Origin of the sequence: Chitinophaga sp. (genome assembly GCF_035538455.1) — a bacterium.
Classification (GTDB): domain Bacteria; phylum Bacteroidota; class Bacteroidia; order Chitinophagales; family Chitinophagaceae; genus Chitinophaga.
Map to the genome: position 1 here is coordinate 1 of NZ_DATLKJ010000194.1, position 22,085 is coordinate 22,085.

At 45.8% G+C, this 22,085-nt stretch carries 18 protein-coding genes and 1 tRNA gene; 10 read left to right on the forward strand and 9 right to left on the reverse strand.

The features are described 5' to 3' along the window. From VM802_RS23220 to VM802_RS23235, 4 genes are all read right to left on the reverse strand, one after another. Positions 1-850: amidohydrolase family protein (locus VM802_RS23220; protein ID WP_325535100.1), on the reverse strand; the 850-nt coding region annotated here is incomplete at its 3' end. After that, positions 834-2,345, reverse strand: coding sequence for an NCS1 family nucleobase:cation symporter-1 (locus VM802_RS23225; RefSeq protein ID WP_325535102.1), 1,512 nt, complete (start codon positions 2,343-2,345; stop codon positions 834-836). The genes VM802_RS23225 and VM802_RS23220, both read right to left, overlap by 17 nt. 54 nt (positions 2,346-2,399) lie before the next feature. Then, positions 2,400-3,752, reverse strand: a complete 1,353-nt coding sequence (locus VM802_RS23230) for an aminotransferase class III-fold pyridoxal phosphate-dependent enzyme (RefSeq protein WP_325535104.1) — start codon at positions 3,750-3,752, stop codon at positions 2,400-2,402. Positions 3,753-3,780: 28 nt separating this feature from the next. Then, positions 3,781-5,238 (reverse strand): CoA-acylating methylmalonate-semialdehyde dehydrogenase, encoded by a 1,458-nt coding sequence (locus VM802_RS23235; RefSeq protein ID WP_325535106.1) that lies wholly within the window; start codon positions 5,236-5,238, stop codon positions 3,781-3,783. A 127-nt stretch (positions 5,239-5,365) separates the two neighbouring features. On the opposite strand from VM802_RS23235, the gene VM802_RS23240 reads away from it, so the two are divergent. The 7 genes from VM802_RS23240 (at position 5,366) to VM802_RS23270 (ending at position 15,016) form a co-directional block, all read left to right on the forward strand. After that, on the forward strand, positions 5,366-5,860 hold the full coding sequence (locus VM802_RS23240; RefSeq protein WP_325535108.1) for an Lrp/AsnC family transcriptional regulator: 495 nt from the start codon (positions 5,366-5,368) through the stop codon (positions 5,858-5,860). A 69-nt stretch (positions 5,861-5,929) separates the two neighbouring features. Next, positions 5,930-6,628, forward strand: a complete 699-nt coding sequence (locus tag VM802_RS23245) for a hypothetical protein (RefSeq protein WP_325535110.1) — start codon at positions 5,930-5,932, stop codon at positions 6,626-6,628. Positions 6,629-6,927: 299 nt separating this feature from the next. Then, positions 6,928-7,476 carry an RNA polymerase sigma factor gene (locus tag VM802_RS23250; RefSeq protein ID WP_325535112.1) on the forward strand — a complete coding sequence of 183 codons (549 nt, stop codon included), beginning with the start codon at positions 6,928-6,930 and terminating at the stop codon, positions 7,474-7,476. Between the two features lie 105 nt (positions 7,477-7,581). After that, positions 7,582-8,772, forward strand: coding sequence for a FecR family protein (locus VM802_RS23255; RefSeq protein WP_325535114.1), 1,191 nt, complete (start codon positions 7,582-7,584; stop codon positions 8,770-8,772). A gap of 259 nt (positions 8,773-9,031) precedes the next feature. Further along, positions 9,032-12,376 carry a SusC/RagA family TonB-linked outer membrane protein gene (locus VM802_RS23260; RefSeq protein ID WP_325535116.1) on the forward strand — a complete coding sequence of 1,115 codons (3,345 nt, stop codon included), beginning with the start codon at positions 9,032-9,034 and terminating at the stop codon, positions 12,374-12,376. 50 nt (positions 12,377-12,426) lie between these two features. Further along, entirely contained in the window at positions 12,427-14,052 is a 1,626-nt protein-coding gene (locus VM802_RS23265; protein ID WP_325535118.1) for a SusD/RagB family nutrient-binding outer membrane lipoprotein, read from the forward strand. 43 nt (positions 14,053-14,095) lie between these two features. Continuing rightward, positions 14,096-15,016: an EndoS/ChiA family endoglycosidase gene (locus tag VM802_RS23270; RefSeq protein ID WP_325535120.1), complete on the forward strand. Its 921-nt coding sequence runs from the start codon at positions 14,096-14,098 to the stop codon at positions 15,014-15,016. Positions 15,017-15,415: 399 nt separating this feature from the next. Here VM802_RS23270 and VM802_RS23280 read toward each other — a convergent pair. Both VM802_RS23280 and VM802_RS23285 read right to left on the reverse strand, forming a co-directional pair. After that, positions 15,416-15,499: transfer RNA gene (locus VM802_RS23280), tRNA-Leu, on the reverse strand. A gap of 83 nt (positions 15,500-15,582) precedes the next feature. Continuing rightward, positions 15,583-15,987: a carbohydrate-binding protein gene (locus tag VM802_RS23285; RefSeq protein ID WP_325535122.1), complete on the reverse strand. Its 405-nt coding sequence runs from the start codon at positions 15,985-15,987 to the stop codon at positions 15,583-15,585. Between the two features lie 157 nt (positions 15,988-16,144). On the opposite strand from VM802_RS23285, the gene VM802_RS23290 reads away from it, so the two are divergent. Next, entirely contained in the window at positions 16,145-16,765 is a 621-nt protein-coding gene (locus tag VM802_RS23290; RefSeq protein WP_325535124.1) for a TetR/AcrR family transcriptional regulator, read from the forward strand. Here the strand turns inward: VM802_RS23290 and VM802_RS23295 are convergent. Then, the gene (locus VM802_RS23295) at positions 16,755-17,657 is read right to left on the reverse strand and encodes a LysR family transcriptional regulator (RefSeq protein WP_325535126.1); all 903 of its coding nucleotides are present in this window, start codon (positions 17,655-17,657) and stop codon (positions 16,755-16,757) included. The genes VM802_RS23290 and VM802_RS23295 overlap by 11 nt on opposite strands. A 119-nt stretch (positions 17,658-17,776) precedes the next feature. On the opposite strand from VM802_RS23295, the gene VM802_RS23300 reads away from it, so the two are divergent. Next, complete coding sequence (locus VM802_RS23300) at positions 17,777-18,571, forward strand: SDR family NAD(P)-dependent oxidoreductase (protein WP_325535127.1); 795 nt, start codon at positions 17,777-17,779, stop codon at positions 18,569-18,571. A 21-nt stretch (positions 18,572-18,592) separates the two neighbouring features. After that, on the forward strand, positions 18,593-19,858 hold the full coding sequence (locus VM802_RS23305) for a serine hydrolase domain-containing protein (protein WP_325535129.1): 1,266 nt from the start codon (positions 18,593-18,595) through the stop codon (positions 19,856-19,858). 107 nt (positions 19,859-19,965) lie between these two features. On the opposite strand, the gene VM802_RS23310 is transcribed toward VM802_RS23305, so the two are convergent. Both VM802_RS23310 and VM802_RS23315 read right to left on the reverse strand, forming a co-directional pair. Then, on the reverse strand, positions 19,966-20,607 hold the full coding sequence (locus tag VM802_RS23310) for an immunoglobulin-like domain-containing protein (RefSeq protein WP_325535131.1): 642 nt from the start codon (positions 20,605-20,607) through the stop codon (positions 19,966-19,968). 26 nt (positions 20,608-20,633) lie between these two features. Continuing rightward, a complete protein-coding gene (locus VM802_RS23315) occupies positions 20,634-22,085 on the reverse strand; it encodes a SusD/RagB family nutrient-binding outer membrane lipoprotein (RefSeq protein ID WP_325535133.1) in 1,452 nt (483 codons plus the stop codon).

Genomic DNA, 22,085 nt, shown 5'->3' on the forward strand with positions numbered 1-22,085 from the left:
ATTTGGCGCTTTCAAATCCCCTTTCATAGTAAGAGGCATCCAGCAGCAAATACTGAATACAGGTTTCTACAAACACTTTCTGGTTTCTCCGGGTGGCGTTGCGCACAGCATTCAGTGCGCCCTCACAGGTAAGATGTACAATGTACCCCGGGCAACCCGTATAATTGGAAATATCCGTAAAACGGCCGGATGCTTCCGCCTCTGTTACTTCCGGTTGCGAGAGATAATGATAGAGAGGAGACAGCTGGCCATTGGCCTTATGCTGTGCCACCAGGTAATCGATCATATCTCCATTGGTGGCATGTACAGTTACCAGGCCGCCGTGTTGTTTCACCTCCTGCATCAGGGCAGTCATCTGCCGGTCATCGATCATCAACGCACCTTTATATGCCATGAATGTTTTGAAGGAAGTGATTCCTTCCTGTTCAATCATTTCTCTTATTTCCTTCCTGGTATTATCATTAAAATCTGTTACTGCCATATGAAAGCTGTAATCGCCAACAGCAGTACCATTAGCCCTGCTATTCCATTCATTCAGCGCTTCCTTTAAAGAATGGCCCTGCTTTTGTAAAACGAAATCGATCACAGTAGTAGTGCCGCCATGTAATGCAGCCCTGGTACCTGTTTCATGTGTATCGCTGGAAAATGTTCCCATAAACGGCATATCCAGATGTACATGCGGATCAACACCACCAGGCATGACCAGCATTCCAGACGCATCAATTTCCCGATCCGCTTTCACGTCCAGGTTCTTACCAATGGCAATCACCTTTTCGCCATCGATCAGGATATCTGCGACATAATCATCCGTAGCAGTTATAACCCTTCCGTTTTTAACGATCACTGACATAATTAACCTCCTGTTTATAATTACTGGTAGAAGATATTTGATAAGACTTCATGAAAATAAAATAGGTGACTCCCGATACAAAGAACCCCACAAACCATGCATAGCTGTATAACTGCGTGATCCATTGTGGCACAGCACCTGGTGGAATTAACTGAATGGTAGACAGGAATCCGGGGATATTAGGAATGATGCCCAGCAACAATGCCATCATCGCACGCCGGTTAAACCCATTTGTGTAACTATATAATCCTTGGGGCTGATATAATTCATTTGTATTCAGCTCCTGTTTGCGTACGAAATAATAATCGGCAATCATGATTCCACCTACAGGTCCCAGCAGGCCGGAATAGCCCACCAGCCAGGTAAATATATATCCACTGGGATCTGCTACCAGCTTCCATGGAAAAATAAGTATGCCAATAATACCGGTGATATAACCACCTGTCCGGAAACTAATTTTTGAAGGAGACAGATTGGCGAAATCATTGGCCGGGCTTACAATGTTTGCAGCTATATTGGTGGCCAGCGTAGATATTACGACAGCAATCATGGCGATGCTCACCAGTATTTTATTTTCAAATTTCCCGGCCAGTACAACGGGGTCCCATATAGTAGTTCCGTACACCAATGTAGTAGCTGACGTCACAACCACCCCAATAAAAGAAAACAACGTCATGGATGCAGGAAGGCTAAGTGCCTGTCCTTTTATCTGTGCCCGCTGGCTTGCTGCATACCGGGTAAAGTCCGGTATATTCAGCGAAAGGGTGGCCCAGAAACCTACCATACCTGTTAGTCCGGGAATAAAAAATGTCCAGAAGGCAGCAGCGGAATGAAATCTTGAAGGCTGTGTGAGTATGGGCCCCAACCCGCCATTCACTGATGTAATCGCCCAGTATAGTAATGACAGTGCTGCCAGTGGTAAAAATATCGCTTTAAATACCAGCAACTTTTTGATACTGTCAATACCCAGGTAAACGACATACATATTCACCGCCCAGAAAAACAGGAAACAGATGGCAGGGCCTGTAGCCAAACCGAATGAGGCAGGAAATACTGCCGGCATTACGGCCAGTGAACGTATCCACAGATGCAGCATCTGATACAGTGCAAAACCGCCTATCCATGTTTGTATTCCGAACCATCCGCACGCCACTACGGCGCGCAGCATAGCGGGAATATTAGCGCCCCTGGTTCCGAAGCTGGCCCTGGCAAACACCGGAAATGGAATACCATATTTGGCGCCGGCATGCCCGTTCAGCAACATAGGTACCAGCACCACCATATTACCGAGAAAGATGGTGAGTATAGCCTGCCACCAGTTCATGCCGCCATCAATCAATGAACTCGCCAGCATATAGGTAGGAATACACAGGCTCATGCTGATCCATAGGGCGGCATAGTTCCAGGTATTCCATGTTCTTCCGGCAACGGGAACAGGTGCGAGATCCTCGCTGTACAAGGCAGTGTGTGGTATGTTTACATTACCGGGGCTCATCGTTTGTTTTTTATATCATAAAAGCCGCAGGGTTTATGAATAACTATAATTGGCTTATATGGCATATTCATCCGCGATGTACAATGCTTCATCAATCATAGCCAGACCTTCGTCGGCTTCCTCACGGGTGATGCACAAGGGAGGTGCAATGAAAACATAATTCCAGCGAATAAAAGTGTACATCCCCAGTTGTTTCAGTTTCGCCGCCACTTTATTCATTACGGCCATCTCATCCGGCTTTGCATTGAAAGGCGCCATCGGCTCTTTTGTGCTGCGGTTCTTCACCAGTTCTAAACATCCCAGCAAGCCGGTGGTTCTGAAGTCGCCGATACTGGGATGACGTTCTTTCATTTCCGTTACCCGTTGTTCAATATATACACCCATGACGGCAGCATTTTCTATCAGGTGTTCATCTTCATAAATTTTCAATACTTCCACGGCTGCAGCACAAGAAACAGGATGCGCAGAGTAGGTAAGTCCCAGCCATAGTGTTTTGTCATTAAAATAATCAGCAATGGCATCACTCACAATAACGCCCCCCAGCGGGAGGTATCCGGCAGTGATACCTTTTGCAACAGCGATCATATCCGGCACCACACCATGTACATCACAGGCAAACCATTTGCCCGTTCTGCCAAAGCCGCTCATTACTTCATCTGCAATCAGAAGTATATTATACTTATCGCATAATGCTCTTATTTTTTGCAGATAATCTGGCGGATATTTGATACATCCGGAAGTGCCACTTTCGCCCTCCATCAGGATAGCTGCTATATTTTCAGGTCCCTCAAACTCAATGACCCTTTCTACGTGGCTCACACATTCACGCTGGCAGGAGTTAACCTCCTTACCGAACGGGCAACGGTAGCAATACGGATCTTCCACGTGAACAAAGTTGGGCGCCTGTTGCGAATCAAGCGCCAGTTTCCTGGGGTCTCCTCCTGCAGTCATGGTGCCATAGGAAGCTCCATGAAAAGCACGGTAACGGGTAATTATTTTATACCGTCCGGTGTATAACCTGGCGAGCTTGATGGCGTTTTCAACAGCGCTCGCGCCGCACACGGTAAACAGCGTTTTCTTTAGATTTCCCTGGGTAATGGCAGCCAGCTTTTTACCCAGTTCGCCACGGGCCTGTGTAACACAACCCGGAGTTACATAACTTACTTCCTGCATCTGCTGCACCACTGCCGCTGTAACCCGCGGATTGCCATGACCGATATTCACATTAACCAGGCCGGATGAAAAATCGATATATCGTTTTTCATCATAATCGTATAGGTAAACACCGGCGGCATACTTTACGGCAATGGGCGCAATTCCGTTCTGTTTACTCCACGAAAACAATGTGTAATCCAGGTTGTCCTGAATAATTTCCTCTGCGTTTGATACTTTAATGATTTCAGACATAGCATATTTTTTGTTGGCGTTATTGATGTTAACTCATCCAGTTTATGCCTTCTTCTGGATTCCATTTGGTAGTGCTTTTCTTCAGCTTTGTCCAGAATTCTATAGAACTTTTTCCTGTTATATCCCCTACACCGAATTTACTTTCATTCCAGCCGCCGAAAGAAAAAGGTTCACGGGGTACGGGCACCCCCACATTAATACCAATCATACCGGCACTGGCTCTATCCACTACGTAACGCGCCATTCCGCCGTTCTGCGTAAATACCGCTGCAGCGTTCCCGTACGGATTAGCATTTTCAATGGCCAACGCTTCATCTATCGTATTTGTTCTGAGAATGCTGATAACAGGGCCGAAAATTTCTTCTCTGGCAACATCCATTTCCGGTGTTACATAATCTATTACGGTAGGTCCCACATAGGTACCATTTTCCTTGCCTGCTACCTTGGCGCCACGGCCATCCACCAGTATACTGGCGCCCTGCTTTTCAGCGGCAGTGATATAGGCTTCGATTCTTTCTTTTGATTCTCTGTTGATGACGGCGCCCAGGTTTTCTCCGGGGATAATCTTTTTTACTTCCTCACAAATCTTTGCGACAATGTGATCCACCTGCCCTATACCTACCATTGCAGATGCAGCCATACAACGCTGCCCGGCGCAACCACTCATAGATGCTGCTATATTCTGTGCAGTCATATCGGGCTTTGCATCCGGTAACACAAGCAGGTGGTTTTTGGCGCCGCCCAGTGCAAGGCAACGTTTCAATTGCTGCGTAGCCCGCTGGTAAACGATCTTTGCCACCTTGGTAGAACCAACAAAAGACACTGCTTCAATATCGGGATGATCGCAGATAGCATTGACAACTTCACTGTCCCCGTTTACAATGTTAAAAACACCGTCAGGCAATCCGGCCTCTTTTAACAGCACGGCAATTTTTGTAAGACTGATCGGCACCTTGTCTGATGGTTTCATGATCATACAATTGCCCAGTGCAATAGCATTGGGGATGGTCCAGTTAGGAACCATAGCGGGGAAATTAAACGGTACAATGGAAGCGACCACTCCCAACGGCACATGCGATGTTCTGCATTCCACCCCCTTGCTCACTTCCAGCACCTCGCCCGTTATCAACTGCGGTAATGAAGTGGCAAACTCTGTCAGTTCAATACACTTCTCCACCTCTGCCACAGCTTCGCTCAGCGTTTTACCATTTTCTTCACTCACGATTTCAGATAATTCCTGCAGATGCTTTTCCAGCAAATATTTATACCGGAAGAAGACCTGCACCCGTTCCTTTATTGGCGTTTTGCTCCAGCCTGGAAATGCCGCCTTTGCTGCTTTTACCGCCTCTTCAAGGTCTGCTGCTGTGGAACACGGCATCTCTGCAAGTGGTGTACCGTCTATAGGAGAAGTAATTATCAGTGTCCTTCCGGATGTAACATCCCTGAAGCTGCCGTTGACAAAGTTTTTAAGTTGTCCGTATTTCATGCGTGGGGGTCTTTTAATATGGGTAACTACATTTTTTATACTATTAAATGAATATACTAAAAAAAATGTATTTTTAATATGTATTTTCTGAATTTTCTGCATCTTTTAATAATTCCATAAATAGCCAATGGGAAAAAATAAGTCAGGTATTAAATTAAATACGGAGCTGGACGACCTGGATTTTTCTATTCTGACTCATTTACAGAAAGATGGAAGAGTTTCTTTTACCGTCATCGCCGATCAGCTCAATGTTTCTATAGGCACGGTCAGGACAAGATTCAATAAGTTGATCGAAGACGCTACCATCAGCATTATAGGCCGTGTAGATCCTGATAAGGTAGGATTCCGCGCCTATGCGCATATTGCAGTATACGTAAGACCGGCCACGCTGAAAGAACAGGTCGCAAAAAAAATTGCCAGAATGCCGGAAGTCAGTTTCCTGGCAATGACATCAGGCGCGTATGATCTGGAAGTCAATGTGATGTGCCGGGACAATGAGCACCTGGTAGAATTTGTAAATGAGCTGTCTGCACTGGAAGGCGTACACCAGACCAATACTACTATTTATTTTAAGGTATACAAGTATGCCCAGCCGGATCTGATGCTGCTGAAGCAGGGATAAATGCTTCAATGGCTGAAAATTTTTAACTTGCTCACAGCATCCATTTAACCAGTTAATGTCAGACAGCTATTGAAAACCAGCGGCGACAATATCATCATTTATAAAGACCAGATTAATTATGAGAGCAGGTACTTTCATGTACTGATACTATTTCTGCTCTCCGGTCTCTTCATCATATGGCCGATCATGTCTATAAGGGAAAGTGCTGCTGAATTTGGTGCATTACTCCCCTCAGCGGCTTGTTTTATTGCATGTATATTGTGTTTATGTGCTACAGAATGGATACTGCGGATAAAAGAAAAAAGCAAACTGTACAACGACAGGAACCATCTGGCCTTCATTCCCTTTGGGCTCTTTATTACATTGTTCTATTATACAGTCCGGTTACTAAAGATGGCCTTAGGCAGTACAGAATGGACAGATGCCTTGTTAACCGCCGGTTTTTTCTCTCTGGGGTTACTCTTTGCATTTGTGATGATTCGTACTATACAGAGGGTTGTTGCAGATGGTAAGCAGCTACCAATTATTACGCTACACCCTGAAGGATTAACATTTATGCATGCACCCCAGCTGGCCTGGAAGACAATTGCCCGGATCGATCTCTGTTCTGATTTTGATATGAAGACAATGCGCCTGTATCTCACCGACAAACAAATCATTGAATATCCGTTAACTGATTACTACAGCGTCAGTGAATTTAAAGACCTGCAACGGTTAAAAGCCTGCCTGGAAAGATTCACAGGTGAGGTATCCATCAGCGAAACATAATTATTTATTCAAATGAACACTGTCGTTATCAAAAGATCAAAAAACGAGTTCATACAGGCAGAACTATAAGCGGTAAAAACAATACTTAATCAAAAAAGAAAATGGTTATAAGTTAACCTTACAATATTTCCAGCACTGAAATAATACCGGACCAACTTTTATTATTTCCCAAAAAAACCGACTACTTCCTGAAGAAGAAAAGCCGGATAATAGAAAATTGTGCAAGGCCGTCGCAATTTTTTTTGTTACTTTATTTTTACTAGCTTTATCCCTGATCAGTTTATACAAATGCAAGAACAATGAACAATTTGTTGTCTGAAGAAGATTTATGCGAATTGTTAGCCCAGGGTAGTCAGGATGCCTTCAAAGAACTATATAACAGGTATTGGAAGAAGATATACAAAATAGCACTCACTTATTTGAAACAGCCCCAGGAGGCGGAGGATATTGTACAGAACATTTTCATTAAATTATGGCTAAAACGCAGTACGCTTGGGACTGTGCAGTGCATGGACGGTTACCTCCGGGTGGTCACCTGCAACGAGGTAATTTCCTATATGCGCAAACACCAACTCCCCCAGATTGCGTTAGACACCAATATGGAACTAAGTACCGACGATAGTCATCTGCCCCATACAATAACTATATCCCGCGAATCAGCCGCACTTGTCTCCAAAGCGATAGAACAATTACCCCCTCAGCGTCGCCATATTTTCAAATTAAGCAGAGAACAGGGCCTTTCCTATGATCAGATCGCATCCCGCACCGGCATTGTTCGGGAAACCGTTAAAAAACATATTGTCCGTGCATTAGTATCTATCCGTCAATACCTTGAAGTCAATAAATAGATTACAATCTCTTTCTTCATCTCCCTACAATTTTTTTTTCAACATGTCCCCTATCTCTCTTCTTTTGCGTCCTTTAATGTAGAAGGCCGATGATTATGTAAGCTTATGGAACAACAGCAAGTATTTAAACAGTTACTGGACAAGTATTTAGCAGGCAATATCAGTGCAGAAGAAAAAGAGCAGCTGGAAACTTTACTGACTTCCAATGAGTATTCGAATAATCTGGAAACACTCATTGATAAAGATTGGGAGCTATTACCTGCAGAAAAGGATACTACGGATCCACTGGGTAAAGCTATATATGGGAGGATTCAGGAACATGCCTTTGCCGGTAAGCATATACTTCAACCTGTATATGTATCTAAAATAAAATGGTGGGCTGCCGCGTCGGTAGCTGTGCTGATAACAGTATCGGCTACACTGTATTATTTCAATATCAAACCCGGCCACCGGCAAGGCGCGAAGGCACAAGCGCTGCAGAACGACGTTGGCCCTGGTGGTGATAAAGCAATATTAACGCTGGCAAACGGAGAAGAAGTAATACTGGATTCCCGCAGGCAGGGAATCATTGTAAGTCAGTCTGGTCTTACCATTAAGAAGAATGGTGCCGGACAAATTGAATATCATGTTTCCGGCAAACAGGATACACCCGTGGAATTTAATACGATCTCAACCCCGCCAGGCGGACAGTTTCTGATAGTATTACCGGACGGCTCCAGGGTATGGCTCAACTCCTGTTCATCCTTGCATTTCCCTACTGATTTCAGAGAATTGCAGCGTGATGTAGCTTTGCAGGGAGAAGCCTATTTTGAAGTAGCTGAAAATGCCCGTCACCCCTTTAATGTCACCGTTAATAATAAAATAAATATCAAGGTACTGGGAACGCGATTCAATGTGATGGCCTATCCTGATGAAGAAAACATACGCACTACACTGTTACAGGGCGCCGTTCAACTTTGGAACGACAATAAGCCTCTTCTCCTTAAACCCGGAGAAGAGGGGCGGTATAACCGAAATCAATCAACCCTGGTGGCCCTGGCCAGCAATGAAGAAGAAGCGTTGGCGTGGAAAAACGGGTACTTCAGTTTCGAACATGCCGACCTCAAAAGCATCATCCGGCAACTGGCACGGTGGTATGGCCTCGAAATCGTTTATGAAGGCTCCTTACCCGAAAAACGCTTTGTAGGTACGATTCCCCGTAATGGCGTATTATCCGGCGCCTTAAACGTACTGAAAGGAATGGGCGTAGACAGCCGCCTGAAAGGGAAGAAACTTGTGATTATGCCAAAAGACTAAATCATTTTTTTAAACAAACAGCCAAAACGATAATTCACGTTATTGATTCACCAAAACAACCTACGCATGTAGATAATTCAACAATGTTATTCTAAAAAAAAGACCAGGAATGCGCTCACATTCCTGGTCAGTGTCAAGTATTAAACAAACTTGCTTACAGCTATTTATTTTTACTCAACCATACAAATGTATGCAAAAAATCAATATTTGCAGCTGGTATTCCTATACCTGGGGCCATAGATTCAAAATATTACTTTTAATGAAGTGGACTGCTATTTTTATGTTGGCTGTCAGTCTGCATGTAAGTGCCACAGGATATTCTCAACAGATATCCCTGACAGTGAAGAATGCTTCCCTGAAGAAAGTATTTAACGAGATCAGGAAACAAACCGGCTACTACCTGGTTTGCGATGAGTCTCTCCTGGACCAGACAAGTTCAGTAACTTTCTGCGTCACCAACAGTACCATAGATAATGTATTGCAAAAATGCTTTCCCGGCATCCCATTCAGTTACTCATTGATAGAAAAAACCATCATCATCAGGCAAAGAGACGAGCAGGTACCTAGGCAAGACTCCAGCCACCTGGTAACCGGGCGTATCAGCGATGACAGGAATCAACCGCTGATAGGTGCCAGCATCAAGCTGAAAGGCACAACCACCGGTACCACCACAGATCAAAACGGCCTTTTCTCCATTGCGCTCAAAGAACGCTCAGGTTTTCTCGAAATCAGTTTCATTGGCTTTGAATCTAAGACAGTAACAGTATATGCTGCTGATAAAGGTATAAACCTGAAACTGAACCGCGATAGCCGCCAGATAGGTGAAGTAACTGTTGTTACGGCACTTGGCCTGAGTAAAAGAGTGTCTAACCTTACCTATGCTACACAGCAATTAGGTACACAGGAACTGAATACGGTAAAAAGCACCAACGTGCTTAATAGCCTCAGTGGAAAGGTTTCCGGTGTACAAATCAACCGGACTTCCGGTGGGGCCGGTGGCTCCGTGCGTATTGTTATCAGAGGTGAAAAATCTACCCGCAACAGCCAGCCGCTCTATGTGATAGATGGATTACCTCTCATCAACCCCACCGGTGGCGCCAATGCGGAATGGTATAACTCTACAGCTGATGGCGGTGATATACTCAGTACCATTAACCCGGAAGATATAGAGAGCATCAACGTCCTAAAAGGGCCTTCAGCATCTTCCCTTTACGGTAGTCAGGGTAGTAATGGGGTTATTCTCATTACGACAAAAAAAGCGAAAGCGGGTATTTCTAAGGTCGATTTGGCTAGTAGCATGACTTTCGATCAGGCCTATAAATTCCCTGAGGAACAATTCAGCTACCGTCAAACTTCACCCGCTACTGCCACCACACCGGGAAGCGAAGACAGCTGGGGGCTCAAAGGCGTTGCCACACCATCGTCCAATTATATCAAGCATTTCTTCCAGACAGGTATGACCTGGATCAACAGTGTAGGTATGACCTGGGGGAATGATAAAACATCCAACTATCTCTCTTATTCTAACACAGATAATAAAGGGATAGTACCCACCAATACCCTGAAACAAAACGCTCTCACCTTCCGCGAATCCGGCAAATTCCTGAACGACAGGCTCACTGTTGATGGAACCTTCATGGGATCTATCCAGCATACACATAACCGTATAAATCCCGGGGTATATTTCAACCCACTGACAGGGCTATACGCTTTTCCAAGAGGCATCAACTTTAACCAGTACACAAATTACGAATTCGCTTCCGCCACCCGCTATCTGATGGCGCAGAACTGGTGGAACATCAATACCGATAAAGGTTTCACCGGTGAGGACTACCAACAAAACCCTTACTGGATACTCCACCGAAACCCTACCGATAATGAAAACAGGAATCTTTATACTGCCCTTACGCTCAGATATACCATTAATGACTGGTTAACAGCACAGCTAAGAGGCAACTACAACTACTATCAGAATGCGTTCCAGCGTAATACCTATGCCACCACCCAATCCACCCTTGCGCCAGATAACGGGTTGTTGAATGTGAACAAGACCAATAACCAGACATTATATGGCGACGTTGTATTACAGGCCAATAAGAACCTGAATACTGACCTGGTATTGAACGTGACATTGGGTAGCTCTGTCCAGGACCAGAAAGGTGCAACCACGATTGTACGCGGGGCACTTGCTGTTCCCAATGTATTTATGGAATCTGCCATTGACTGGAGCAATATTTCCAGGGCAGTAAATCAGAATACCGCCATTCGCCGCCAGATACAATCTGTTTTTGGTGCGGTGGAGTTGGGATACAAGGATAAAGTATTCATTAATCTGACCGATAGGAATGACTGGTCATCTACCCTTGCCTATACTCCTACCGCCAACAGAGGATTCAACTATTACTCAGGAGGCATAAGTGCCGTGCTGAGCAGGATATTCAACCTTCCTGATCTGTTTGATTATGCAAAGGTTCGTGTATCCTATGCCGTAGTTGGTAATGATATTGATCCATTCAGAACGCGTCCGCTATATACCTTCAATGCAGGTATTTCCACCCCGCCAACAAGTAATCCGATACATGTAGCCGGATACTATCTGCAGCCGGAAAAAAATAAATCACTGGAAATCGGAACGCAGTGGAGCATACTGAAGAATCGCCTGTCACTGGACATAACAGTGTATAAATCCAATATTACCAACCAGTTCTTCCAAAATATTACTGTAGCGCCAGGCCTTGGCGCCGGTACCACTGCAGATGTAAACGGAGGTAATATTCAGAATACCGGCGTGGAAGTAGCCTTGACTTTCAATGTAATTAAAACGCATGCAATTAACTGGAGTACCACCATCAACTATTCCTATAACCAAAACAAAGTTATTGAACTCTTCAACCCCTCTATCGTAGCCGCTCCTTCTGCTGATCAGAAGTATGCCCTGAGCGGTGGCTCCGGATTCCTGGTACAGGGAGGCTCATTTGGCGACATCTATGGCCGCGGATTTAAGAGAGATGCAGCCGGACATATTGTAGTCGGTTCCGATAACATGCCGCTCTCCGTGAACAACATTTACCTGGGTAATCCCAACCCTAAATCCATCATTGGCTGGAGCCATAGTATAAACATCTATGATTTCACCTTTGGCTTCCTGCTGGATGGAAAATTTGGCGGTAAAGTACTCAGCATTACAGAAGCCTTGATGGACCAGATGGGCGTTAGCAAAAGAACAGGTGACACCCGCGATAACGGCGGAAAGATAACAATTCCGGATGCGGTAGATGAAAATGGTAAATCAGTAACAGCAACTGTAGACGCAAAAGATTACTATAAAGCAATTGGTGGTAAAACTCCTGTTGCAGAAGCGTATATGTATGATGCCACTGCGATCCGCCTGAGAGAATTCTCGGTATCATATACCCTGAAACTGAATAAACTGGTGAAACAGGTGCGCTTCAGCGCCGTTGGTAATAATCTCTTCTTCCTGTGTAATAAGGCTCCGTTTGATCCGGAACAGGTGGCGGCTGTTAATCCCGGTGGTGTCGGGGTAGATGTGTTTGGCCTGCCTACCTACCGCAGCCTCGGTTTCAGCCTTAAAGCCACGTTGTAAAAGGTTAGCCGCGATGAATGACCAATTGTTCTTTCTAAAAATGAACTAACATGAAAACCTCCTTATATAAGAGCTGTTATGCTATGATGACAGCCGTGCTGCTCTCAGCCTGTACAAAAAATTTTGAGTCATTGAATACCAATCCTGCAGGGATCACAGAAGATATATTCAAGGCCGATTTCAAGCAGATCGTCCTGCCATTACAGAATGCACAGAAAGCTATTCAAAGCTCCGGTAACTATCAGATACAACAAAATCTAAATGCTGATATCTATAGCGGGTTTATGATGTCACCCGCTCCATTTAACGGCGGCATAAATAACACTAACTACTTCATGATGGACGGATGGAATACAGCTATCCTGGATGTTGCCTATAACAATGTGCTGCAGGTACTCAGCGACTATTCGAAACTAACCACCAGCTATGAAAGCGTTGATTTTTCCTTTACCAATGCTATGGCAAAAACCATTAAGGTATTAGCTTTGCATCGCACCTCAGACATCTTTGGACCTATCATCTACACAAAATTTGGCAAGGCCAATGCAGATCTCTCTGTAGATTATGATTCACAGAAAGATGCCTATACCGCTTTCTTCGCAGATCTTGATGATGCAGCCAATTTACTAAAGCCTTTTACCACAGGATCAAAGAAAGTATTAGCTGCCTTTACCAAAGCGGATATCATTTATAGCGGTAATGCCACCAATTGGTTAAAACTGGTAAATACCCTGCGTCTGCGTTTGGCGATAAGAATTAACTATGTGGATGCTACTACTGCCAGAATACAAGGCGAAAAGGCGCTGGCGCCGGCAAGTGGCGGGCTTATCACAGACAACGCCGCCAATGCACTGGTAGATTTCGGGATGCGTCATCCGATCAGTGAAATTATCGGATGGGACGATATCCGCATAGGGGCGCCACTTGTCAGTTTCTTAACTGGTTATAATGACCCCCGCCTGCCCCATATGACAGCTCCTGCTACTGATCCTGCCGTAGCAGGAAAATATATTGGCATCAGAAATGGAGTGGCCATTGATGATAAATCCCGGTATTCAGGTTATTCCATCCCTTTAGCCAAAGCCGCTTCCGGTGATTATTTCGACCCTAAAGATGGAAAGGCTAAATTGGCTTCCGCAGCAGAAACCTATTTCCTGATGGCAGAAGCAGCCCTCAATGGCTGGGCCAATGCCGGAAATGAAGCAGACAACTATAACAAAGGCATATCCGCCTCTTTTGACGAATGGGCTGCCGGATCATCTGCTGCATATGCAAACGACAATACCTCTACAGCAGCACCTTATGTTGATCCTAAAGCTCAGGTGCCCGGTAACAACGATGTTCCTGTAAAAGATCCCAACCTTAGCACCATTACTATTAAATGGGATGATGCTGCGCCCCCTGAACAACAATTAGAACGCATTATTACCCAAAAATGGATCGCTGTCTATCCCGACGGACAAGAGGCATGGACAGAATTCAGAAGAACCGGTTATCCCAAATTGTTCCCTGTTGTAGTAAACAACAGTGGAGGCCTGATCAAAAAATTTATCCGCAGGCTGCCAATTCCGGCTAAGTATCAATCGAATAACAAGCCTGGTTATGACAGAGCAATACAGACACTCAACGGGCCAGATGACGGTGAAACAAGGTTATGGTGGGACAGTAAGAAGTAATCGCATTTTGCATCTCGATTTTTTACCATAAAACCTCCTCATTATGAAAATTCAGCAATTTGTAGTAGCACTATCAATGGTATCATTGGTAGCCCTTAACGCTTGTAAGAAAAATGAGAGCGCGCTTGCTCCTGTTAGCAGCAAAGCTACAGTAGAAGCAAACCCTCGTGCCCTGCCTGCTCCTGGCAGAAACAAAGTAGCCTATTATACATTCGATGCTGCACCAGTCAACCAGGGTTACAAATCCCTTGTCAACTTCACCGACCGGGCCAACATCGTGATTGTATTTGAAGGTACCCTGTGGGAACTGGCAGATACCGTAAATTATAACAGCGGATGGATGGTAAACAGCATCTACAACTCAAAAAAACAGATATTAGACGACATCCAGACACTACGCGCCCGTGGGGTAAAGGTATTGATGAATGTGGATGATGCTGCCTCATGGAGCACAAGTACCCCATTCACTACCTATAACGGTACCTCATATACGTACACGCAGTTTGCTTCGTTCATTAATAACTGCGTGAATAAGGTTGGACTTGACGGTATCGCCCTGGATGTTGAACATGGCGCCTACGATAATTCCAATTATCGCAACATGATCAAAGAACTGGGTAGATATTTTGGTCCGTTATCTTCAGCCAGCGGCTCTAAAATTTATACCGCCGCCGTATACTCTGGTGGTGAGCCTGGACCTTCTTTCAGAGATCCGGCACTCGCTAATTATATGAACTTTGTGATGGACATGGCTTACTTCAGCGACAATACCTCCCGTTTCAATTACTGGGCCGCCACACTGGGCAATGCTAAAGTAATGGATGGTATGGTGCACGACTATAACAGCCAGGCCTCTGCCGTTAGTCACGCGCAGTGGCATCCTTCACCAGACAAAGCAGGTGTCATGGTCTATGCCGCTAACGCAAATAAAGCGTACACAGATGCTATACTTGGCGCATTTTAATAAATGCTTCCTATTTACCAACGCATAACTATAGACCCTTTATATATATCAAGGGTGACAAGAGGACGTCCTAATGGTGGGGCGTCCTTTCTTTGTGTGCCATGCATGCCTATCGCATGTATACTGACCTAAAGCTGAATATTCGTCGGCGGGTTAAGCTCCGCCTTCCTTACGGATCAAAGAAGCATTGTTAGTACCCGAAGCTCCAAATGAGGTATGAAGTATCGATTTTATGTGTGACGCCCTGGTGGACGGCAGGAAGTTCCGGTTGTTAAACGTAATAGACGATTTTAATCGGGAATCATTGCCCGGCTTTCTCCAGTTTTCAGTGGTCCCCGGTTTTGCGGGGGGACGTCAAACAAAAAAGGTTTGTAAGTTAAACTTACAAACCCTTCCAAGTGCCCAGAACTGGATTCGAACCAGCACACCCTTGCAGGCGCTGCGACCTGAACACAGTGCGTCTACCAATTTCGCCATCTGGGCTACTCTGATTGTGTCAGGGAGCGCAAAGATAATCACTCATTTTATTTTTCCAAAAAAATTTTCAACTAACGGGAATGACTATACTAATAATTATGAATAAAGGAGAAAGACGTGATACTGAAAGTGATATTTCCGCGGGCTACGAGATATAAATCATGAACGCCTTCTGCATGCCGCAGGTTGCCGGTAAGCTTCAAAGCGTAAGTACTGTCGCCGGTATAGGGGATCTCCAGCGTACCGATAACCTTGCCCTTGGGCTTGTCTATACGAAACTCCAGACGTGCGTTGCTCTTCTTCTGATCACAGAGTACCTCCACCTTAAAACCAATTTCACCAAGACTGAGATTCACCTGCGCAAAGCCGAGATAACTCCCCTCCTTCATCTTAAACTCCGTTTCGTACTTCCCTTTCTTCGCTGCAGGCGCCGCTGCCTGCCCATACGCAGCCAGCTGCACGAATGCAAAGAATAGGAAAAATAGCAGCTTCATAGGACAGGGTAGTATTTCGCTACGTTTTTATAAAAAGAACAGGTTCTCTGCTCTCGTTAAAATTAATACAATTGATAAAATTATGGAATTATATAATATTAAATTCAAATAAATTAATACACCGGTCCGCAATCAGGAAATTAGTACATTTGTACTAATGACAGACACTAAAGCAAAAATAAGGGAAGCAGCCCTGAAACTCTTTAATGAGCATGGAATTGACGCCATAACCATACGTCATATTGCAAAGGAACTGGGTATTAGCCATGGTAATGTGCAGTATCACTATAAAAACACCAACGACATTATTCTTACCCTGTTCAATCAGCTAACAGACGACATGACCGCATACCTCGCGAAAGGGGATACTACTCCCCTCACCACCTTCAGGGAATGGAGAGAAAAAATGGAAAGTCTCTTTGATGTAATTCTGCACTACCGTTTTATATTCCTCCACTTCGTGGAAGTGGTACGCCGCGTGCCATCTATAAAAACTATCTACAATAGCTGGGACAAGCCCCGCGAACAACAGTTCATGCAGATGTTCGGGTTGATGAAAGACCAGGGCATCTTCCGCAAAGATCTTCCTGACCAGGTATGGAAAGACCTGATCACCCAGATGTATATCTTTGGTGATTTCTTTCTTTCACACAATGAAATAAAACTTAACCTTAAGGGGAAAAAGGCGGTAAAACACTACGGCAGGATATTTTCCAACCTGTTCTATCCTTATCTCACTCCCAAAGGCCGCCAGCAGGCTGATGAGCTTAATGCGTAACCAGCTCCTCCTGCAACAGGTCTTTCACGATCTTTATCTGCGCAGTGGCCATCTTGGTTTTATCATATGCCAGGTAAATAGTATTAGTGGTGGCAGTGTGCCCGGCCCATACTTCTTTCAACCTGCCCTGCTTCAGCGGGTCCTTCACCAGGTAATTGGAAGCAATAGCCAGCCCGTTGCCGTAACTCAGTGCTTTGAGGATTGCATTATAGTCCGGTATCACAAAGCGCGGCTTTAATACAGGGCGCTTCTGAAAGTTAGCCTGCCAGAACCGGCGGATAACAGACAGGTCACTGCTATACGCATACCAGTCCTGCTCCATGAGCCATTCTTCTGCTTTGTCGTAGTACTCTTTGTTGATGGCCTTTTTAAAGGTGCTGGTATCCAGGCCGGGGCTTCCTACCAATAAAAACTCCTCGGCTAATACAGGCTCATACGCAATATTCTTCTCGTTCCCGTTTGCGGTGGAAAATACAAAGCTGATATCACCCTTCACCAGTTTTTCCATCAGTGGTTTCGTAAGGCCGAACTCGAAGATCAGCTCTGCTCTGGACTGTGATATGACCGGCGCCAGCACCGATTCAAAAAACTCGAGCGGTGCGCCAACGCAGGTCAACGGCATACGCTTCTCACAGGCAAAACGGAAATCTGATTCCACGTTCTCCAGCTTTTCCACCGCTTCCACAATCTGGGTATAAAACAGCTTGCCATATTCCGTGGGCACCATCTTTCGTGGCTGGCGCTCAAAAAGCTGATGACAGATATATGCTTCCAGGGACGACAAATGCTGGCTTACATTCGGCTGCGAAATCAGCAGTTCCTGGGCGGCCCCGGTTAACGTACCGGTTTTATAGATGGCCTTAAATGTACGATACCATTCAAAATTGATCATAGGCAAATCTATAAATAAATTTATACTAATCTATAAATCATACTATTTTATTTATACCAAAACTGGTTGCAAATTTGTAGTGTCAAAACAAAAACAACACAAACATCAATTTTAATATCATGGACCTTAAACTTAAAGGCAAACGTGCATTCGTCAGCGGTTCAACACAGGGAATCGGATTTGCCATCGCCAAACAACTACTCCGGGAAGGTGCAGCGGTAACTATCAACGGCAGATCATCTGAACGGGTAAACGAAGCGGTGAACCGCCTGAAACAGGAAGTTAAAGACGCCATAGTAAATGGCATCGCGGCTGACTTCTCCAAAAAGGAAGACATCGATAATCTGTTATCACAATTAACGGAAACGGATATACTGATTAACAATACCGGCATCTTTGAACCGAAAGCATTCACCGATATTCCAGATGAAGACTGGTTTCGCTTCTTCGAAGTGAACGTCATGAGTGGTGTACGTCTCTCCCGCCAGCTCCTGCCCGGCATGCTGCAACGCAACTGGGGCCGCATTATCTTTATCTCCAGCGAATCTGCCATCAACATACCGGAAGAAATGATCCACTACGGCATGACTAAAACCGCCCAGTTGTCCATCAGCCGCGGACTCGCAGAGCTCACCAAAGGCACCGCCGTTACCGTCAATGCTGTTCTCCCCGGCCCTACTGCATCCGAAGGACTTACCACTTTTGTAGGAGACCTGGCAAAAGCACAGAACATCACCATCCAGCAGGCGGAAAAAGAATTCTTCAAAACCACCCGGCCTACCTCACTACTGCAACGCTTTGAAGATGTAAATGAAATAGCCAGCCTCGTTACTTACATCGCCAGCCCGCTTTCATCCGGTACCAACGGCGCATCTCTCCGTGCAGACGGCGGACTGCTGAAATCTATCTACTAAAAACCTACCAGTTATATTCATATGAAACATCAGATACTGGCTGCCATAGCAGCCGTCGGCATCGCCTTGCCTGCACTTGCGCAACAGGGCCTCAACAAAGAAAGAACGGCATATATCGACAGCGTTATCATCCGCCATATACAACAACAACATATTCCTGGTGCAACGGCACTGATTATACGAAATGGAGAGGTAGTCTACAACAAAGCTTTCGGCTACGCTGATACGGAACGCAAAAAGGCAATGCAGACAGATAACATATTCCGCATCGCCTCACAGTCCAAAGCCATCACCAGCCTGGCCGTAATGATGCTGTGGGAAGAAGGCAAATTCCAGCTGGATGATCCTGTATCAAAATTCATCCCTGCTTTTAAGAACCCGCGCGTGAAAGTATCCTTCAATGCAGCAGACAGCAGCTACACCACCAAACCCGCTACCAGGGAAATCTCTATCCGGGATCTGCTGCGGCACACGTCTGGCATCAGCTACGCCGCCGTATTCGCCGACCCTGAGATGCAGGTCATCTACAGCAAAGCCGGCGTAGTAAGCGGTATCGGTACCACTGACTCCGACCTGAAAACAAAAATGAACCTGCTGGCACAGCAACCGCTGCAACATAACCCTGGTGAAGCTTTCACCTATGGGCTCAATACAGACCTTCTCGGCTACCTCGTAGAAATATGGAGCGGCCAGCCACTGGACGTCTTCCTCAAACAAAGAATATTCGATCCCCTCGAGATGAAAGACACTTACTTCCATCTCCCCAAAGAAAAACAAAACAGGCTCGTTACGTTATATGAAGAGAAAGACGGCAAGATGGTGAAAGTAACCCATCCCATTTATGAAGGTGTGGATCCACTCTTCCCTAACCAACACGGGACTTATCTGTCCGGGGGGGCTGGCCTCGTGTCTACCGTCAACGACTATGCGAAATTCCTATCCGTTTATCTCAACAAAGGTCTTTATAAAAACAAACGCATTATCGGCAGTAAGACCGCAGAGCTGGCACTCACCAATCAACTGACACCAGCCATGGCCATCTCGCCACTGCCAGCACAACCCGAAAACTTCCAGTTCAGCCTCGGCGGCTTCGCACTTGAAACACCTAAGAACGATTACCTGATGCCTTACAGCGTAGGCACATTCAGCTGGGGCGGCGCGTTTAACAGCCACTACTGGGCTGATCCCAAAGAAGGACTGATCGGTCTTATCTTCACACAGGAATACCTCTCCCCTTACTGGTCTATCGGCGATGAGTTTAAGATAGCGGTATATCAATCTCTTTGATCACTTTTCCATATACACCAAAAGAATCACCCATACAGTAATATCCTGTATGGGCGATCTTTTTGGGATTAGACTTATTAACCTTTATTATCCAAGATCCAATTCCGTTATTGCCGGACGAAAGTACGCGTATTCGTTGGAAACGAGCCATTATCAATAAACCACGACAACTGTACAGAGGTCCCGTTACGCACAATCTCCGGGCGGCCTATACTGAGATCTCCAAAAGGCGTAAGCTGTGCAGGGCCCACAAACGTAGTCAGGTCCGTAAAGCCGATGTAAAAAGGAAAAATATAATCCGGATTATTTGCCACTCCTGCCACATTATCCAGTTTGTACGCGCCTGTCCCCACTTTCTCGATATGCAACACTGCGCCATTGGTCGTGCGTTTATAAGTACCACTGATATCATCAGCAGCAGGCACTGTAGTAGCCAACACCAGGCGGGTAGCATAAGTGCGATAACCGTAGGCATTCTTCGCCAGGAACTTCACGGAATAAAAACCAGGCTTGCTCAGATCCACATTATTGGCGTACGGCGTCAGTTGCGTGGTAGCGCCGGAGAGGCTGTCGAAAGCCCTTGCGCCGGGATCTGTGTAAGTGCCGCCTATCCCTAATGACAGCAACGGCTCGCCGCTCAATGTAATTACCGGGTACGTAGGCGTTACCATCTGTGTAATCACGTTATCTGATTTCTTACAGGCGCCAAGCAAGACACCTGCTAGTATGATGATAGATGACAGCTTCATAAGGAGAGGTAATTTATAGTGAAACATCAGTTACCAGCCCACCACACTTTATCAAATACATTGTGCTGCGGTGGCACTTTCGGATTGCGGGTCAGCTCGGAAGCAGGGTACAGGAATATCTGTGGAAACCGCCCCGGTCCTATGATTGAGCCTTGTGACAAAACGAAGAAGGAAGGAAATCCGGTTCTTCTCCATTCTGTCCATGCTTCAATACACTGGTTGCCACACATCGCCGCCCACTTCTGTGTAATGATGGCTTCTGTCTGCGCAGCGCTGCCACTAACGGGGAAGGCTATATCAGGTTGCGCGAGGTAACCATCAACGCCGGTAACACCATAGGCTGCAAAGTTATTGCGGATACCATCAGCATATAGCGCCGCCGCATCACCGCTTAGCCAGCCCCTTACAACAGCTTCGGCCTGCAGGAAAGAAGATTCATAGTCAGAGATCAGTATCACTGGCGCACTGGCCGACTTTGGATTGTTGGCGTTAGCCCCGGTTTTGGCGGATGGAGGAGAAATAGGCGCACCCGATGTCTGCGCATTAAAACTTCCTTGCGGAATACCAACGAAGGTGCCCGCAGGCGTCGGATCAAAGAAGGCTTTCAGCCGTGGGTCATTGTGACCGTTGAAAAAACCGATAGCAGTACTACTGGCCACCAGGTTCTGTACCTTGCCGAGCACCGCGCCTGCAATAGCGCCGTAGAGAGGGTTTTGCTGACCACCGGTAGCATTGAAATCCTGCTTACCCGTTTCTCCTGATCCCATGAATTCCTTCCCTTCCAGGCTCTTGACAATACTCATAGCCCTTGCCGGGTCTGCCTTCGATAAACGCAGCCCTATCTTTAGTTTCAGCGTATTAGCAAAACGCAACCATAGATTCATATCTCCCTGATAGATGAGATCATCATTACCGGGCACATTGGGATCATCTGGATTGATGAGGGCAATAGCGTCATCCAGCATCTTCACCAGGCCATTATAAATATCTGATTGCTTGTCGTAGGCCGGACTGAGATTATTTTTTCCCTGCAGTGCCTGGCTGAAAGGGACATCCCCCCAGAGATCTGTAGACAGCTGAAACGTATAGACCTTGAGGATAGTGGCAATGGCCACATACTGCGGCTTGTTGGTCGCTTTTCCGTTGTCAATCACCTGTTGCATATCTTCCAGCGCATCAGAGTTCATGACTTCCCATACATTGCCAAAAGTACTGGCATCAGGTGAGTACTGGTCATACAATTTGTATTGCGAAGAAGATGGATTCTGGGTCCAGTATTGTCCCCATACCCCGCCTGCGATAGCCAGTGTATTGCCTACCGCAAATGACAGCTCGCCTTCTGCAGAAGACAACAGGTAGGTAACTGGAACATCCGCTGCATGGTTGGGATCTGTGTTAATATCCAGGAACTTTTTGCACCCTCCCATCGTCATCAGGGAGAAAAACAAAACAGCGCTAAAATATATTTTCGTTTTCAT

What these genes read in the sequence shown, in the direction of transcription:
- VM802_RS23255 (WP_325535114.1), top strand. Translation starts at nt 7,582, where the DNA reads ATGGAACAACAGCAAGTATTTAAACAGTTACTGGACAAGTATTTAGCA.
- VM802_RS23295 (WP_325535126.1), bottom strand. Translation starts at nt 17,657, where the DNA reads ATGATCAATTTTGAATGGTATCGTACATTTAAGGCCATCTATAAAACC.
- VM802_RS23270 (WP_325535120.1), top strand. Translation starts at nt 14,096, where the DNA reads ATGAAAATTCAGCAATTTGTAGTAGCACTATCAATGGTATCATTGGTA.
- VM802_RS23230 (WP_325535104.1), bottom strand. Translation starts at nt 3,752, where the DNA reads ATGTCTGAAATCATTAAAGTATCAAACGCAGAGGAAATTATTCAGGAC.
- VM802_RS23235 (WP_325535106.1), bottom strand. Translation starts at nt 5,238, where the DNA reads ATGAAATACGGACAACTTAAAAACTTTGTCAACGGCAGCTTCAGGGAT.
- VM802_RS23290 (WP_325535124.1), top strand. Translation starts at nt 16,145, where the DNA reads ATGACAGACACTAAAGCAAAAATAAGGGAAGCAGCCCTGAAACTCTTT.
- VM802_RS23310 (WP_325535131.1), bottom strand. Translation starts at nt 20,607, where the DNA reads ATGAAGCTGTCATCTATCATCATACTAGCAGGTGTCTTGCTTGGCGCC.
- VM802_RS23305 (WP_325535129.1), top strand. Translation starts at nt 18,593, where the DNA reads ATGAAACATCAGATACTGGCTGCCATAGCAGCCGTCGGCATCGCCTTG.
- VM802_RS23300 (WP_325535127.1), top strand. Translation starts at nt 17,777, where the DNA reads ATGGACCTTAAACTTAAAGGCAAACGTGCATTCGTCAGCGGTTCAACA.
- VM802_RS23250 (WP_325535112.1), top strand. Translation starts at nt 6,928, where the DNA reads ATGAACAATTTGTTGTCTGAAGAAGATTTATGCGAATTGTTAGCCCAG.
- VM802_RS23315 (WP_325535133.1), bottom strand. Translation starts at nt 22,085, where the DNA reads ATGAAAACGAAAATATATTTTAGCGCTGTTTTGTTTTTCTCCCTGATG.
- VM802_RS23265 (WP_325535118.1), top strand. Translation starts at nt 12,427, where the DNA reads ATGAAAACCTCCTTATATAAGAGCTGTTATGCTATGATGACAGCCGTG.
- VM802_RS23260 (WP_325535116.1), top strand. Translation starts at nt 9,032, where the DNA reads ATGAAGTGGACTGCTATTTTTATGTTGGCTGTCAGTCTGCATGTAAGT.
- VM802_RS23240 (WP_325535108.1), top strand. Translation starts at nt 5,366, where the DNA reads ATGGGAAAAAATAAGTCAGGTATTAAATTAAATACGGAGCTGGACGAC.
- VM802_RS23225 (WP_325535102.1), bottom strand. Translation starts at nt 2,345, where the DNA reads ATGAGCCCCGGTAATGTAAACATACCACACACTGCCTTGTACAGCGAG.
- VM802_RS23285 (WP_325535122.1), bottom strand. Translation starts at nt 15,987, where the DNA reads ATGAAGCTGCTATTTTTCCTATTCTTTGCATTCGTGCAGCTGGCTGCG.